General features: G+C 56.9%; 16 protein-coding genes and 1 riboswitch. Of the genes, 7 read left to right on the top strand and 9 right to left on the bottom strand.

Going from position 1 to position 14327, the window contains the following annotated elements; all coding sequences use genetic code 11:
• Positions 1 to 48 precede the first annotated feature (48 nt).
• From ACYVIS_RS08335 to ACYVIS_RS08305, 7 genes are read right to left on the bottom strand one after another with little or no spacing between them, the layout of a single operon-like run.
• Positions 49 to 861 (bottom strand): ABC transporter permease, encoded by an 813-nt coding sequence (locus ACYVIS_RS08335; RefSeq protein ID WP_460873746.1) that lies wholly within the window; start codon positions 859 to 861, stop codon positions 49 to 51.
• Positions 858 to 1673, bottom strand: coding sequence for an ABC transporter ATP-binding protein (locus ACYVIS_RS08330; RefSeq protein ID WP_460873745.1), 816 nt, complete (start codon positions 1671 to 1673; stop codon positions 858 to 860). The genes ACYVIS_RS08335 and ACYVIS_RS08330 overlap by 4 nt, the downstream gene beginning before the upstream one ends.
• Positions 1670 to 2701 carry an ABC transporter substrate-binding protein gene (locus ACYVIS_RS08325; protein WP_460873744.1) on the bottom strand — a complete coding sequence of 344 codons (1032 nt, stop codon included), beginning with the start codon at positions 2699 to 2701 and terminating at the stop codon, positions 1670 to 1672. Before ACYVIS_RS08325 ends, ACYVIS_RS08330 begins: the two co-directional genes overlap by 4 nt.
• The gene (locus ACYVIS_RS08320; protein ID WP_460873743.1) at positions 2698 to 3630 is read right to left on the bottom strand and encodes a succinate--CoA ligase subunit alpha; all 933 of its coding nucleotides are present in this window, start codon (positions 3628 to 3630) and stop codon (positions 2698 to 2700) included. Before ACYVIS_RS08320 ends, ACYVIS_RS08325 begins: the two co-directional genes overlap by 4 nt.
• On the bottom strand, positions 3627 to 4826 hold the full coding sequence (locus tag ACYVIS_RS08315; RefSeq protein ID WP_460873742.1) for an ATP-grasp domain-containing protein: 1200 nt from the start codon (positions 4824 to 4826) through the stop codon (positions 3627 to 3629). The genes ACYVIS_RS08320 and ACYVIS_RS08315 overlap by 4 nt, the downstream gene beginning before the upstream one ends.
• A gap of 11 nt (positions 4827 to 4837) precedes the next feature.
• A complete protein-coding gene (locus ACYVIS_RS08310; RefSeq protein WP_460873741.1) occupies positions 4838 to 5317 on the bottom strand; it encodes a MaoC/PaaZ C-terminal domain-containing protein in 480 nt (159 codons plus the stop codon).
• Positions 5310 to 5774, bottom strand: a complete 465-nt coding sequence (locus ACYVIS_RS08305; RefSeq protein WP_460873740.1) for an FAS1-like dehydratase domain-containing protein — start codon at positions 5772 to 5774, stop codon at positions 5310 to 5312. The genes ACYVIS_RS08310 and ACYVIS_RS08305 overlap by 8 nt, the downstream gene beginning before the upstream one ends.
• Before the next feature lie 336 nt (positions 5775 to 6110).
• Here ACYVIS_RS08305 and ACYVIS_RS08300 point away from each other — a divergent pair, with 336 nt between their 5' ends.
• From ACYVIS_RS08300 to ACYVIS_RS08275, 6 genes are all read left to right on the top strand, one after another.
• Positions 6111 to 7076, top strand: a complete 966-nt coding sequence (locus ACYVIS_RS08300; protein WP_460873739.1) for a LysR substrate-binding domain-containing protein — start codon at positions 6111 to 6113, stop codon at positions 7074 to 7076.
• A gap of 304 nt (positions 7077 to 7380) precedes the next feature.
• On the top strand, positions 7381 to 8532 hold the full coding sequence (locus ACYVIS_RS08295; RefSeq protein ID WP_460873738.1) for a thiolase family protein: 1152 nt from the start codon (positions 7381 to 7383) through the stop codon (positions 8530 to 8532).
• Positions 8532 to 8936, top strand: a complete 405-nt coding sequence (locus ACYVIS_RS08290; RefSeq protein ID WP_460873737.1) for a Zn-ribbon domain-containing OB-fold protein — start codon at positions 8532 to 8534, stop codon at positions 8934 to 8936. Before ACYVIS_RS08295 ends, ACYVIS_RS08290 begins: the two co-directional genes overlap by 1 nt.
• Positions 8936 to 9322: a hypothetical protein gene (locus ACYVIS_RS08285; RefSeq protein WP_460873736.1), complete on the top strand. Its 387-nt coding sequence runs from the start codon at positions 8936 to 8938 to the stop codon at positions 9320 to 9322. Before ACYVIS_RS08290 ends, ACYVIS_RS08285 begins: the two co-directional genes overlap by 1 nt.
• A 7-nt stretch (positions 9323 to 9329) precedes the next feature.
• A complete protein-coding gene (locus ACYVIS_RS08280; RefSeq protein WP_460873735.1) occupies positions 9330 to 9695 on the top strand; it encodes a MaoC family dehydratase in 366 nt (121 codons plus the stop codon).
• A gap of 27 nt (positions 9696 to 9722) precedes the next feature.
• The gene (locus tag ACYVIS_RS08275; RefSeq protein ID WP_460873734.1) at positions 9723 to 10706 is read left to right on the top strand and encodes an ABC transporter substrate-binding protein; all 984 of its coding nucleotides are present in this window, start codon (positions 9723 to 9725) and stop codon (positions 10704 to 10706) included.
• Between the two features lie 53 nt (positions 10707 to 10759).
• On the opposite strand, the gene ACYVIS_RS08270 is transcribed toward ACYVIS_RS08275, so the two are convergent.
• The gene (locus ACYVIS_RS08270; RefSeq protein ID WP_232740871.1) at positions 10760 to 11764 is read right to left on the bottom strand and encodes a sodium:calcium antiporter; all 1005 of its coding nucleotides are present in this window, start codon (positions 11762 to 11764) and stop codon (positions 10760 to 10762) included.
• A gap of 4 nt (positions 11765 to 11768) precedes the next feature.
• Positions 11769 to 11964, bottom strand: a riboswitch (yybP-ykoY riboswitch).
• Between the two features lie 121 nt (positions 11965 to 12085).
• Positions 12086 to 12565 carry an NINE protein gene (locus ACYVIS_RS08265; protein ID WP_460873733.1) on the bottom strand — a complete coding sequence of 160 codons (480 nt, stop codon included), beginning with the start codon at positions 12563 to 12565 and terminating at the stop codon, positions 12086 to 12088.
• A gap of 81 nt (positions 12566 to 12646) precedes the next feature.
• Here ACYVIS_RS08265 and ACYVIS_RS08260 point away from each other — a divergent pair, with 81 nt between their 5' ends.
• Positions 12647 to 13807, top strand: a complete 1161-nt coding sequence (locus ACYVIS_RS08260) for an FAD-dependent monooxygenase (RefSeq protein WP_460873732.1) — start codon at positions 12647 to 12649, stop codon at positions 13805 to 13807.
• The last annotated feature ends 520 nt before the right edge of the window (positions 13808 to 14327 follow it).

Genomic DNA, 14327 nt, shown 5'->3' with positions numbered 1-14327 from the left:
CGTAAAAACCCGATTGTAATGGATGGAGAGCGGATGGAATAAGCTAGGTCACGCTTTCTCGAAACTGTCCCCGACGAGACCCCAGCGTTCGATGGTGCGCCTTTCTATGGGCCTGAGCACTAGCCTATCCATCAGCAGCCATGTAATTCCTATCGCTAGCATCCCGACGACAATGCGAGCAGACTGGAAGTATTGTTGCGCATTGTAAATGGCATACCCGATGCCGTCTGTGCTGGCAATCATTTCCCCCCCGATCAGGGACCGGAAGCCGAAGGCTATACCCAATCTTATCCCGGTCATGAGACTGGGAAGCGTGGCAGGGAAGATGACGTGCATTATGATGGCAAACCGCTTTGCCCCGAGCGTTTGCGTGGCCTCGATGAGCACGGGTTGCACTTGCCGTATTGCGGTCAAGACGCTATGAAGAACGGGGAAGAAAACCGACATTGCGACAATGAACGTAACTGCGCCCTGGCCCAGGCCGAACCACAGAATGGCGAAAGGAATCCAGGCCAAACCGGGAATTGCCTGAATCAGGCTGATTAATGGATCAAAGAAATTGCGACTGCCTTTGCTCAGCGCCATGAGATAGCTCAATGGCAGGCCAAGGATGGCGCCCGCCATGAAGCCGAGGCATAGGCTTTTCAGACTTACGGCCAGATTGACCAACAACATGCCCGAAAGCAGATCCTGACCGAACGCTTTGGCGACGTCTACGGGAGAAGGAAACAGAACCCTAGGCCATAGATCAAGCAGGGACAATGCCTGCCAGACAACAATCGCGGTTATATAAGGAGCGATGCTGCGGCAGACAATTGCAGTAAATCCGCCACGGGATATATGCAGGGCCGTCGTTCTCATATATGTGCCCCGGTGGTGTCCTGATCAGCGGGATGGCCCAGCGTCTGAAGAATAGAATCGCGCAGCTCGATGAACTGTCTGTCTTTGATGGCTGTTTCCCAGTGTCTCGGCCTTTCAATATTTACACGCATCTCGCACGCCACGCGACCCGGGCGATCGGAAAACACAATGACCCGGTCGGACAGGAAGATGGCTTCGTCGACGGAATGAGTGACGAACAACACAGTCATGCCCTCTTTTGCGCAAATTTCACCCAGCTCTTCCTGCAGGCGCCGACGTGTGATGGCATCGATGGCGGCAAAGGGTTCGTCCATCAGCAAGATGGCAGGACTGTTTGCCAAAGCTCTGGCAACAGCGGCCCTTTGGCGCATTCCCCCGGAGAGCTGATGTGGGTGTTTATGCTCGAACCCTCTAAGCCCTACCAGATCAATATAGCGTTGTGCAATTTGATTCCGTTCGGCCTTCGGCACCTTTCTGAGCTGCAGTCCAAACGCTACATTGGACAACGTTGTCTTCCAGGGAAGCAAGGCATATTCCTGGAATACCATGCCACGGTCCGCCCCAGGACCCGATATTTCCCGGTTGTTTACCGTAATGGTGCCATTGCTTCGCTGGTCGAGCCCAGCCACGATTCTCAGAAACGTGGATTTTCCACAACCGGATGGCCCGACGATAGAGACAAACTCATGGGCTCGCACAGAGAGCGACACATCGGACAAGGCAACGATGTTCTGGCCATCGGTGTCTTCAAACGTTTTACATATGCGGTCTGCTACCAATATGGGCGGGGCGCCACCGGCTTCGGGCGTCATTTCATCAACTCCGGCCGGCGCTCATTCAGGTCAATGGTTATTTGCTTTGCTTTGAGCAGCATGGCGTCGGTATCTACAGGAGCCTGGATTAAATGTTCATTGGAAAGATAGCGTGAGGTTTTCCTTAGCGACAATTCAGTGAACGGGTCGATGCCGGGCATGAATGTCAATACTTTCGAAGATCGCTCGATGATATCAGAATCGATCTTCAGGAACCCGGCTTCGAGCGATGCCGCCTGATCTGGATGCTGCCGGATGAACTGCTGTGCCATGGCCAATGCCTCTACAGCAGGCTCGATCTTGTCTGGATGAGCCGCAGCCCATTTGTCCGAAATGAGAAAGAATCCCCCGCCCTGAACATATTTCCCCAACCTGGTGAGTAAGGCAACGGTATTTCCAGCTTGTTCCTGGGTCGCCGTCAAGAAGGGTTCGAGCCCCACCATTCCGTCGACGGCTCCCGTGAGCAGCAGCCGGCCCATGGCACCGAACGTTGTATTGATGCGTTTGACAGAATCGCGCGGCAACCCATTTGCCTCGAGATAACCATTCAGCCCCTGTGCCGAACCGGTGCCATTTACGACTGCAATACGCTTTCCCGACAAATCTTGCGGAGTATGAATACCTGCCGAATTCCGGACCAGAATTCCAAGCGAGTCCCCGCCTTTCGCATACATTGCATAAGGCTTGAATGCCAACTTGATGCTGGCCGCGATGATGGTGGATTCCACTCCACCCGCCGACCAGTCCACCTGATTCGCCGCGAGAGCCTGGTTCGCCTGCACTCCGCTGGCAAGCGCGCGAACCTCCACGTCGAAACCTTTCTGAGCGAAAAAGCCCTTTGCCACGCCAATATAGAGCGCCATTTGCGACGAGACGGTCACAATACCAAGACGTACCTTGACGCGTTCCTGGGCGGCGACGCCGCAGGACCATGCGGTCAGCAGCGATACGGCCAGAGTCAAAAGAATATTCTTGCCGACCGCGCGCAATCCAGAAGCGACGTCTGCAGCCTTAAGGAAGAAAATCATGAGCAACCCCCTTCAACGTTGGCGAATGTTCCGTGATCGGCAAGAACACGATTGAGGATACCGGGAATATCATCGAGAGACTGGCATACATTCACGCCGGCATTGCGTAACATAATCCGCTTGCTCGATGCACTATCGTGGGCAGAACCTATTATTGCCGCAGCATGGCCGAAGCTGACACCTTTTGGATAGGCCTCCTGGAACTGCCCGACAACAAGAGCCAGCACCGGCTTGCTGATTTTGCCGGACGCAACCATATCCGCCAGATGCTGCTCGTTGCGCGTTCCCGGCTCACCGAACATGATCATGGCTTTTGTTTCCGGGTCGTCCTCGAACATTGCGGCATAGTCCGCCATCTCCAGCCCTGTGATGCAGTCTCCTCCCATGGAGACGCAGGTGGAAACCCCGAACCCGCCCTGCTTCAGAGCAAGGCCTATTTCCGCCGACATTCCTCCCGAGCGTGAGCAGATTCCTATTGAGCCCGGAACATAGATCTCGTTCGGATCTTCACCGCCAATGCCACCCAGACGGCATTTTCCGGGAGATACGATGCCGTTGGTGTTGCACCCGACCAGATGCGCGCCAGCGGCTTTGCATGCCGCGGCAATATAGGCGGCGTCATGGATCGGAACATATTCCGCTGTGGCCAGAATGAGTTTTATGCCTCCATCCAGTGCCTCCAGGACCGCATTGCGGACGGCCGCCGCAGGCACATAGATTACGGCTGCATTCGCTTCATGTTCAAGCAGGGCGTAGCGAATCGTGTCATAAACGTGAATCCCATGGACGACCTGGCCGCCTTTCCCGGGAGAAACCCCCCCCACGATCTTCGTTCCATACCGCAATGACCGTTGGGCATCGATTCTCGCCGTAGCCCCGGTAATGCCGCTGATGATTACACGCGTCTCTTTGTCTATCAAAATGCTCATGGCGATACCTCTCCCCCAAGCGCCCGGGAAACTCGAACGATTTCGGCCGCGGCGTCGCGCAACGAGCTTCCTTTAGGCATGTACGTCATACCGGGGAAATGACGTGCCATTTCGCGCGCCTCATCTTCGCCTGCACCAAAAAGCCGAACCACGATGGGGAAAACCCTTGTGTCAATGGATTGCTCTTTCAGGACCTCCGTAAGCGCCTGAAAACGCAAATCGGCGCGCGCCATCTGGGCGAAATTGAACCCCACCAGCAGACATTGGGTTGCGGGGTTGCTAACAATCGCCGTCACAACCGACTTCATTTTGCGTATATCACGCCCCGTCGGCGGTGTTACACAATGATTCGCCGGCTTACCTCCCAGGTCGACGATCAGATCGTGGAGATACAGCCCCGCTCCCCCACCTCCGACAAAGAGTCCGATATTGCCATCGAGTTCCACGTACTGCGCTTCGCCACCCGGAAGAACAGCATTTGCCTCATGCACGAGGCGCTCCCTCTCGTTGGTGGAGATCGTTTCTTCCCGTGTGGCGTCGCGCCACTGCGTGTGGCGAAATAGAGCCGCCTCGTCTATGGCCATCATCGCGCCGACCACGCCAAGAGTTCCGTCGCGGTTTACGGTAAGTGGGTTTATTTCCAAGGTTATGGCATCTGCGGCCTGAAATGCGTCATGCAAACGGGAGGTGAGTGCCGCGAGACTGTGCAGCACATCCTTGTTCTCCAATCCAGAACGGCACCATAGGTCGACCGCGCGCCATACAGGGAGTCCGGCCAAAGGGTCGATACGATCACTGACCAGCGCATCAGGCCGCAACTCGAACAGCGTATCCACTTCGATTCCACCCGTGGCGCTGATAAACACTTGCACCCCGTCCTGAGACATGGAAAATGACAGAAAATACTCTTTCTCGATTTCCACAAGTTCTTCGACGTAAATCGAGCTCACCTGGAAACCCTCGATTTCCCTTCCCAATAGAGACACCGCTGCCGCATGGGCATCATCGGGTGATCGCGCCAACTGTACGGCACCGGCCTTGCCGCGCCTTCCTGTCGGGATCAGTGCCTTGACAGCCACTCCGGACGGAAACCGCTCCGCTATGGCGCGCGCCTGGCCGGGGCTATAAGCCACCTCACCCGCGGGTACCGGAAAATCATGCTTCGCCAGCCACTCTTTAGCCTGATGTTCGAGCAATCGATACATGGTCATCCCTCTATCGAACCGGAGGCGGATTCAGATGCCGGCACATTGACGCACGCTTGCCCTATCAAGGCCTTCTCTCCATCCTGCCTTTCACACCAGACGTCCAGATGGAATACGATCTCTTGCCCTATGGTTGCGATATCCCGGACGACTACAACAGGCAGGACTACGTCGTTGATAAAGACATTCCTGACAAATTTGGCCTCCAGTTTGCCGTTGCGATACCAGTGTTCGCCGAACAGGTCGGTGAGATAGCTGAGCAACAGCCCCTCGAACTGGGTACCTGAAACGATGATGCCAGGTAATCCGGCTTCCAGCGCTTTTGCCTCGTCGGTATGAAGATTGCGTTGCGGCCAGCCAGGTGTGTCCAGTGGGCCTCCCGAAAAGGCGAGCGTTCGCGCCAGGGTACACCTGAAGCTCCTGCCGTGCAGGATGCTGCCTATCGCAAGCCCAGTTTTTTCTGAGCGGATGCCGTTAGCCATTTTGATGCCCCGGTAATTCGAGCGTGGTGCCGTCGTTGGTTGCGAATACGGAGTGCATCTCCCTGTCCAGAACAAGCTGTGTTCCGCTCGTGATTGTGATGGCCAGGGCCTGATATAGCCTTCCGTTTTTCTTGTAGACGTCCTGTATCGTCCAGCGAGTCGATAACAGCTCGTCGACAAACACCGGACCATGAAATGCCACTTTTTCCTTTGCGAAGACTGAACCCGTGTTGGGGGCCAGAATAAAGGAGCGGCTGCGTGTCCTCGCGGACATATGCAGCAGGATCATCGGGTGGACCTGGGCGGGCCGCCCCTCTTTTTCTCTCAAGTAGATGGGATTGAAGTCATCTATTGAATAGAGAAATTGCTGATTGAGTTCAGCGGATATGGAAAAATGCATCGGCTCATATTGCTCGCCCGGGCACATTTCATGTGCATATCGCACTTTGGCTTTCATACCGCCATCCTTAAAAATAGAATCTATGGTGTTGTGCCGCCAGCCTGTAGTAACGCCAGTTGATTCTGATTTAGCGGCATCGTCCGGTCAAATAGAATAAAGGCCTGCGCGAATGCAAAAAAGACATAGCCCGACATGTGCCCGCCGTGCTCAATCGGCAGAGACTCCCGGATCTCCTGGAACCGCTGGATACGCTGCTCCAGCCTGGCTTTGCACTACTATCTACACATCCAAATGAAGTTTGCCGCCCTCTGCTCAAAATGCTATAAGACAGCATACTTAATGCACCGGTCGAGCAGAATGCATAGACACCTGCTCATATAGGAGTCACCGGTAATGAATGAGATGGAAAATACGGTCGGAGACACCGCGCTGGAACTGCCCACGGGCCCCGGGCGCAAGGACAGGGTGAATCTGCGCCAGATACAGGCGTTTCGTGCCGTGATCGTCACAGGGACGACGCTCGAGGCGGGGACTCTCCTGCATATTTCCCAGCCCGCGGTCAGCCGGCTCATTTCCGACCTCGAGGTCGCCGCGGGATATCAACTTTTCGAACGCAAGCAAGGGCGCCTGCGTCCTACGCAGCAGGCGCTAGCCTTGCTGGACGAAGTCGAGAAAGTGTTTTCCAGCATCGACCGAGTGGCCAACTTGCTGTGTTCCGCAAGGGGTTCCAATGCGGGCCATGTCCGGGTCGTCGCTACGACCCCCATGGCTCATGGTCTTTTACCCCATGCTTTGGCCGCCTTTCGCAAAAAATTCCCGAACGTCAGCGTATCGCTAGAGGTGGTTGTGCGTCGCGAGCTTCGGCCTCATATCGATGCCCAATTGTTTGACATAGCGCTTTCCTGCTATCCGCTGGACTACCCGGACTCGGCTTCCGAAATACTGCAGAGCGTGGACGCAGTATGCATCGTACCAATTGGACATCGTTTTGCAGACTACGAATCGATCACAGCCGCAGATCTCGTAGACGAGCATGTAGTTGCGATGCCGCTTGAAACAGCAGCCCGTCAAAAGATGGATGCTGCGTTTCAAAACATAGCGCAACGCCCCAAGATGGTTAGCGAGGCACAATACGGCGCCGTGATTTGCCAACTGGTCGCTGCCGGCATGGGTGTGGCCGTTGTCGACCGGTTCTCCGCCCTGGCATTTGCCCATCTGCTGGTGCAGATTCCGTTCCATCCAACAATTACGCATCAATTCCGCTTTTTCTTCCCGTTGCAGCGTCCTCGCCTGCCTTTGGCCACGTCTTTGGCGGCAATCTGCCGCGAGGTGGCTGAAGAGATGTTCAAAGAGTCCTGAGCCTCCCTATGTCTTTTTGGCATTGTCCTAGGCGCTAATTCTATTTGACCCTATGCTATCCGTACAACAATATAAGGGTGTAGGCACCGCACAAGAGATATTCATCGCCCGGACAGACAGGCACAGATGAATGATGTCTTGCGTACTGTCCCGACAGCACGTTTCCAGTGCGGCAAAATGCCGCCTGCGAATTCACTGGGCGCGATACGTGGCATGACATTGAACAGGGCTGTATGCGAAGAATTCTCCACCAAAGCTACATATTGATGCTCAAATTTGATTGAGGCCATTAGGAACAGAATTAATGCGAATTCCTGTGATCAGCGGCGTTTTCGACACTAAGGTTGGAAATCTTCCAAGGAGTTCGTGCATGAGCCTGCATGCCGAGGCGGCTCTGGGCGCCGTGGCCGACGCAGGCCTTGGAATAGGCGATATAGATGGATTGCTATGCGCCTACTCTCTTGCCGAGCCCCATCCCATGCTGAGTTCGGCAGTCGCGGAGTATCTCGGAATTTCTGCCGTATTTGAATCGTCCCTCTCGCTAGGCGGAGCGACCGCCGCAACCCTGGTTATGCAGGCTGCGGCATTGATCGAAGCAGGGGTATGCCGCCACGTGCTCGCCTTAACCGGCGACAACAGGCTGACGGGCATGTCTCGCGACGGCGCGGTGGCTGCGCTTGCGGGATTCGGTCACCCTCAGTTCGAGCAGCCTTATGGAATGAGCATTCCAGCCGCCTACGGCATGGTAGCGCAACGCTATATGCATGAATTCGGCTTGACCGCCGAACAAATGGCGGCGGTTGCCGTGGTCCAACGCAAGCACGCGGCACGTCACCCGCAAGCCCATATGCGCGAACCCATAACACTGGAAGACGTTCTGCAGTCGAGAATGATTGCCTCGCCGTTGCATCTTTTGGATTGCTGCCTGGTTTCCGACGGTGCCGCGGCTGTCGTGATCAGTACTGGCGATGCCAGAAACGAACTGCCCAAACCGGCGGTAGGAATCCTGGGTGCGGGGCAAGGCCACACTCATGAACATATTGTTGCCGCGCCCTCTTTGGTCGATTTCGGCTGCAAGAACTCCGCTGCCCTGGCGTTTCGCCGTGCCGGGTTGAGCGTGTCCGATATTGATGTGGCGGAAATCTATGACTCTTTCACGATCACGTTGATCGTAGAACTGGAGTCGATTGGTTTCTTCGCTCGCGGCGAGGCTGGGCCGGCCATTGCACACGGAGCATTGGAGCTTGATGGCGTACTTCCCTGCAATACGCACGGCGGACTGCTTTCCTATGGGCATTCGGGGGCCGCGGGCGGCATGTTCCATGTGGTGGAGGCGGTCAGGCAGCTTCGTAGAGAAGCCAATACACGTCAGGTCAAGGATGCGGAGCTGGCTTTCGTCCACGGCGATGGCGGGGTACTGTCCGCTCATTGTTCCCTTGTGCTGGGGAGGTTGTAATGAAACCGGTGCCACGAGCCACTTTCGAGACAGAACCGTTCTGGCAAGCTTGTGCAGATGGATTCTTGACTTACCAATGCTGCAGCACCTGCGGCCATGTTCAGTTTTATCCAAGGACTGTCTGCGTGCGCTGCCACAACTCTGCGTTGGAATGGAAAAAGTCCAATGGGACGGGGTCCGTGCATACATTTACCATCGTGCATCGCGCGCCGAGCGCTCCATTCAAGCCCGATGTTCCTTATGCGATCACATTGATAGACCTCGATGAAGGGTTTCGGATTATGGCGAATATGCTTGAATGCAGCCTTGATGCGATTTATATCGGCATGCGCGTCGATATCGGCTTTGAATGCCGCGGAGATGGCGCCATTCATCTTCCTCAAGCCTACCCCAGGAGAGCTTGATGTTTACGTTCGAGCATTATGAAGTGGGTCAAATATATGGGCCTCATCACCTGTTCATCGGCCCTGATCTCGAGTCGCAATGGCTGCAGGTCTTCCCGCAAGACATATGGCAAGGCAACACGGTGCCGCCCGGTATGTTGTCAGTGATAACCATGCTTGCGTACACGGCCGTTATTACACCCCGCCCTCCGGGAAATATTCATGGAGGACAACGTTTCGACGTACTTCGCCTGCCACGCAGGGGGGAAACACTGGCTACCACCATCCAGTGCGAAGACAAGCAGATCCGCAAAGGCAGACGGTGGGTTTATTTGGCATTCGAAACCACGGGCGACACCAACGAAATGGTATTCCGTGGCCGTTTCGCCTCTATTGTGGCTCAATGAAAATACCATGAAACTCAAAGAATGTTCGCAATACATCACCGCCGAACTCATCCGCCAATACGCGGCGCTCACGAACGACTACAACCCGATTCACATTGACCCGGACTTCGCCGCCGCCACTCCCTTAGGCACCATTATCGCCCACGGAACGCTAAGCGTGAATTTGATATGGCGATCCCTCGCGCATAGCCTGGGTGCCACCCATCTGGATGGAGGCATTCTCGACATCCGCTTTGTAGCCCCAGTTCGAGTCGGCGATACGATAACGGCAGGTGGCTGCGTGCTGGCGGACAGAGCCGACGCCTATGATGTATGGGCCATGAATCACAAAGGCGAAAAGACGATAGCCGGTACATTTTCGTACCGTTCCTGAAGTTCCGAAGTACAAATGGAGGACGACATGCATATAAGACTGATCCATTTACTTAGCATAATGCTTTGCGCTGTTCTGGCAGTATCCGCGAATGCGGCCGACCTGATGAAGGTTCGCCTGGGAGTTCTAAGCGGCGCAGCCCAGACGGCGCTTGTCGTGGGCGTCAAGAAAGGTTTTTTCGCGCAGCAGGGTTTCGACGTCGAAGTCAGGCATCTGGTGGGCGGTGTCCAGGGTAGCCAGGCCCTGGCGTCCAACCAGGTGGACTGGTCGGCTGGAGGAATAGAGCCGACGATCATCGCCGCTGCGAATGGCCTGCCCTTCAAGCCCTACGCGATGTATGCCAAAGGCGGGGATTCCTATGGCATCCTGGTGCGCAAGAATGCCGACATCAAAGACATCTCCGACCTTCGGGGCAAAAAAGTGGCAATCTCTGCCGGAACGGCACCCGTGCAGGGTTTTGACAAATTACTGAAATCCGCAGGGGTTCCTGTCAGTGCAGTCAAAAGAGTGAACGCAAGCTTCACATCGATGGGCCCGATGCTGGTTCAGGGAGCGGTCGACGCCATGGTGGGCATAGAACCATACTTGACATTGACGAAGAATAAAATGGGCGATAACGGGCTGATTCTGTCCCGGATGGGGAGCCTCGTACAAGGTGGCGGCTTTTTCTTCATCAGCGACAACTGGGCCGCAAAGCACCCCGACAAACTGGAACCCGCTGTCCAGGCACTATGGGCTTCAGAGCAGTTTGTGCGCAAGAACCCACAAGAAGCGGCCACCATAGAGGCCGAGTTCATAAAAGCGGACAAAGCTGTTGTCGACACCTCGTTTCGCTATTTGACCTTTGACCCCACTGTTGACGATTTCACCGCTCGCTCGTTCGATGAAACAATCAAATACTTGGTGGATCAGCATCTAATACCGCACACTGTCGATAGTGAAAAAATACTGAAGGAAGCCCGCAAAATCGGGGCCGATCTTCGGCGCAAACATCCGGAGCTCTTGCAGTGACGCTGGCGCTGCGTAGCAGCCTTCTGCCAGGGCGGATGGACTGTTGACGCTGGTCAAGCCCGGAAAAACACCGCTACAAAAACCACGAATACCAGATACAGGGCGCCGACACTGGCCAGTGCGGAAACGCGCATGGCGCCGCGCCTGAACTGAAGCCACAAAAAGGCGATCGACAGCATAGTGATGCCGGCTGCGACCAGCAGGGGCGTGTCCAGATGCCAGGGCGTCATGAAAATGGCCAGGGCGCTGGGAATGGTAGCCTGTATCATCATGGCCCCCGAGATGTTGGCCAGAGCCAGGCGTTCCTTGCCTTGCCTGACCCAGATCAGGGCATTCATGATCTCCGGCAACTCGGTGGCCACGGGGGACAATAGCAAGGCGGCGATATGCGGCGACGCACCCGCCCAGATCCCGATGGTTTCGATCTGCCGGACAAACGTATGCGAAGCCACGGCAATGACCAGCAGCGCCAGCAGCGTTTGAAGCAGTGCCCAGAACATCGTCGGACTCGAATCGCGGGGCCGGATCTTGAGCGGCTCCAGCCCGTCGACATCGACGCCGCCGTCTTCCGCGCCAAGCTCGTGTTTCACATAAAGACCGTAGGCCAGCAGGAACAGTATCCCCAGCCAGGGCTTCCAGGCAAACACCAGCACACCCAACAGCACCTTGATCACGAAAATGGCCATGAACCAAGCCTGATCGCGTGCCAGGCGTTGCTGATCCGCAGCGATGGTACAGGGTACTCCGGGGGTCAGCCTGGCTCTGCGCAACATGGCAAAGCCCACCACGGCATACGCCAGAGTGGCCAGCACCAGGGGCCCGCCCAAGGCGGCGCCCACCCCGATATCCTTCTGCTCGGGGGTGCCGCCAAATACCACCGCGACAAAGGTCACCGCGCTTTCGGGCAGGGCCGTGCCAAATGCCGCCAATATGGTGCCCACGGCCGTGGCGCCCAGGTTCAGGCGATAGCCCACCCATTCGACGCCATTGACAAAGAATTCACAGGCGAAGTAAATCGCCGCGGCTGAAGACAGGAACAGAATGATGGAAAGCAGCATAAGGACTGGGCCGGGCGAAGCGATAACCATGGCGCAACGACGCGCTTCGCCCGGCAGAGCGACGCATCGTGGCCAAAGGTCTCGCAGGATCGCGGCCCGAAGGCAACAACCGCTTGCGCCATGGCGAAGGGTCACCAAGTATGTTGACGCAAGCTCTCTTGGCCAAAGCCAAGGGATAGCTACTCCCCAATGACGGAGAAAAGGGATTCTAACAGATGTGTTTCGAAAGATCCGCCGCAACAGAGTGGCCCGAGTCCGGGCCGATCTGTGCCGGAAATGCGCGGCACCTGTAAATGCGCACTGGAATTCAAGGAAACTGGCCTACAGCTTCAAGCCATCGAGCCAGCCCATTGAAGTATAAATGTAGATGACGGCCATGGCGATGCCGAACACAAGCACCACGCCCATCAGCACCGTAGTGACAATGGCGGCTATGACGGGAGCCCAGCGGGTTCGGGTCACCCGCGCGGAATGAGGGTTGTATTTCTGGTCGAACTTGTCGTCAGGTTTGAGGGCGAAGATAAGCGCTTCGATATAGCCATCGGCAATGGGCAACAGCAACAGCAGGAAGGGAGGGTTGTCCCACCAGACGGGATAGAACCTGGCGAGGACGATCATAAGACAGGAATACGCGGTGACCATCCAGGCGCGCGGGCGCCCCAGATACCACCAATGCGCTCCAAACACGCCCAGCAGGCACGCCAGCCAGGCCACGGCGGTCTTGCTGCGATGCGCAAGCCCCGGCGCGGCCGGTGGCAGGGAAGATATTGATAGATTCGAAGAAACTTCCGACTGCGTCATGCTACACCTCGGTTGACCGCAAGGGTTTTTACACTAAAGCTTTAAAATCTTATGCATTGTAGTAGAGGCGGGGAAAAAGCGATGGATTCACCTGAATACGATATTGCCATTACCGGAGACGGGCCGGTGGGATGCACACTCGCCCTGCTGCTGGCCGGCAAAGCGCCGATTCCGCAGCGCATCGCCCTGATAGGCAAGCATTTTCTCGCCCCCGGCCTGACCGCAGTCACAGAGGCCACCGACCCGCGCACGCTGGCGATCAATCACGGCAGCCGCGTTCTGCTCGAACACTTGCAAGCGTGGCCGGACCAGGCCGCCAGCATAGAAACCGTACACGTGTCCCAGCGCGGACGGCTTGGCCGCACGCTGGTACGCCATACCGAACTGAATGTGCCCCGCCTGGGCAGCGTGGTGTCCTACGACCGGCTGCTGGCCACTTTGCACGCGGCCGTGGCACGCTGTGGAATCGACGTCATCAGTGCATCGACCGTTACCACCCAATGCGCCGGAACGGTGCGGATCGACCTCGCAGACCGCAGCCTGTCGAGCGCACTGCTCGTCCAGTCGGACGGCGCCCGGCCCAAGGGCGTACAGCGCGATTACCGCCAGCATGCCGTTCTGGCCACTGTGCGCGCCAGTCGGCCCGCCCAAAACTGGGCATACGAGCGCTTCACCGCGGAAGGCCCTCTCGCCGTTTTACCGCATCCCCAGGCGGCCAATCTGTACGGCATTGTCTGGTGCTGCTCGCCACTGCGGGCCGAAGATCTCCGGGGACTGGACGATCAGACGTTCGCAACCGCGCTGCACGAGCAATTCGGCGATCGCCTCGGGCACTTTACCTGCATAGGCCCACGCCATGTGTTTCCTCTGGCGCTGCATGCCGGCCCTTCCCTGCTCAATGGGCGTACGGTCGCCATCGGCAATGCGGCGCAAACGCTGCACCCCGTCGCCGGCCAGGGGCTCAACCTGGGCCTGCGCGACGCCGTACAGCTTGCCCAGTCGCTCGCCCCATGGCTGCAGCGCAGCCAGGACGATCCGGGACCACTGCTGGCCCGGTTTGCGCAGAATCGGCGGCCGGACCGCTGGCTGACGGCTGGCATTACAGATTTCCTGCCGCGAATTTTTGCCACGAAAAACCCCTTGATCGAACACGCCTGCGGCTTGAGCCTGCTGGCCCTTGATCTGAGCGCCACGCTGCGTGCGCCGCTGGCACGTCATTTGCTGCGGGGGCTACGCAGCTAGAGTATTTTTGGTTCGGGTTGTTTACGGGGTTTGATGGGTTGGTCGCTTTGGTATTTACGGTTTGGTATATAAAGACGCCGTCTATCGGGGCTTGGGGTCAGGGCCGGCACGGCGTGCTTGATCCGGATCTACCTCGTCCAGGCGGGCGTCGGGCCAAACTCGCTACGCCGCTGGCGCGGCTACGCTCAAACATGGCCCGCCGAAAGCCCCCGCCTTCCCTACGGTAGCATCCGGCGCACGCCTTACGCCGGTCCTGACCCCAAGCCCCGATAGACGGCTCACGTTAGGGCTTGCCTGGAATCAATGTGCTTGCACCTACCGTTAACGGGCCTGCATCAATAAAACCGTTAACGTGCGTGCACCCGTACCTTTATCACCTGGCCACATCTACCGAGATTGATGACTCGATTGACTAAATGCCCACAGCCCCAACGTATACCTCGATGCATTGCCTCAACGCGAGCCGCAGGGTGGGCGGTGCTGTGCAGTCCGGCGGTAGTCCAGCGCCGGGTGCTGACGA

Source organism: Paralcaligenes ginsengisoli (genome assembly GCF_054781135.1).
This window is presented reverse-complemented; position numbering and strand designations above follow the sequence as displayed.

Excerpts from the sequence above, each read along its gene's own strand:
- ACYVIS_RS08335 (WP_460873746.1), bottom strand. The coding sequence starts at position 861 with ATGAGAACGACGGCCCTGCATATATCCCGTGGCGGATTTACTGCAATT.
- ACYVIS_RS08330 (WP_460873745.1), bottom strand. The coding sequence starts at position 1,673 with ATGACGCCCGAAGCCGGTGGCGCCCCGCCCATATTGGTAGCAGACCGC.
- ACYVIS_RS08325 (WP_460873744.1), bottom strand. The coding sequence starts at position 2,701 with ATGATTTTCTTCCTTAAGGCTGCAGACGTCGCTTCTGGATTGCGCGCG.
- ACYVIS_RS08320 (WP_460873743.1), bottom strand. The coding sequence starts at position 3,630 with ATGAGCATTTTGATAGACAAAGAGACGCGTGTAATCATCAGCGGCATT.
- ACYVIS_RS08310 (WP_460873741.1), bottom strand. The coding sequence starts at position 5,317 with ATGGCTAACGGCATCCGCTCAGAAAAAACTGGGCTTGCGATAGGCAGC.
- ACYVIS_RS08305 (WP_460873740.1), bottom strand. The coding sequence starts at position 5,774 with ATGAAAGCCAAAGTGCGATATGCACATGAAATGTGCCCGGGCGAGCAA.
- ACYVIS_RS08300 (WP_460873739.1), top strand. The coding sequence starts at position 6,111 with ATGAATGAGATGGAAAATACGGTCGGAGACACCGCGCTGGAACTGCCC.
- ACYVIS_RS08295 (WP_460873738.1), top strand. The coding sequence starts at position 7,381 with ATGCGAATTCCTGTGATCAGCGGCGTTTTCGACACTAAGGTTGGAAAT.
- ACYVIS_RS08290 (WP_460873737.1), top strand. The coding sequence starts at position 8,532 with ATGAAACCGGTGCCACGAGCCACTTTCGAGACAGAACCGTTCTGGCAA.
- ACYVIS_RS08285 (WP_460873736.1), top strand. The coding sequence starts at position 8,936 with ATGTTTACGTTCGAGCATTATGAAGTGGGTCAAATATATGGGCCTCAT.
- ACYVIS_RS08280 (WP_460873735.1), top strand. The coding sequence starts at position 9,330 with ATGAAACTCAAAGAATGTTCGCAATACATCACCGCCGAACTCATCCGC.
- ACYVIS_RS08275 (WP_460873734.1), top strand. The coding sequence starts at position 9,723 with ATGCATATAAGACTGATCCATTTACTTAGCATAATGCTTTGCGCTGTT.
- ACYVIS_RS08270 (WP_232740871.1), bottom strand. The coding sequence starts at position 11,764 with ATGCTGCTTTCCATCATTCTGTTCCTGTCTTCAGCCGCGGCGATTTAC.
- ACYVIS_RS08265 (WP_460873733.1), bottom strand. The coding sequence starts at position 12,565 with ATGACGCAGTCGGAAGTTTCTTCGAATCTATCAATATCTTCCCTGCCA.
- ACYVIS_RS08260 (WP_460873732.1), top strand. The coding sequence starts at position 12,647 with ATGGATTCACCTGAATACGATATTGCCATTACCGGAGACGGGCCGGTG.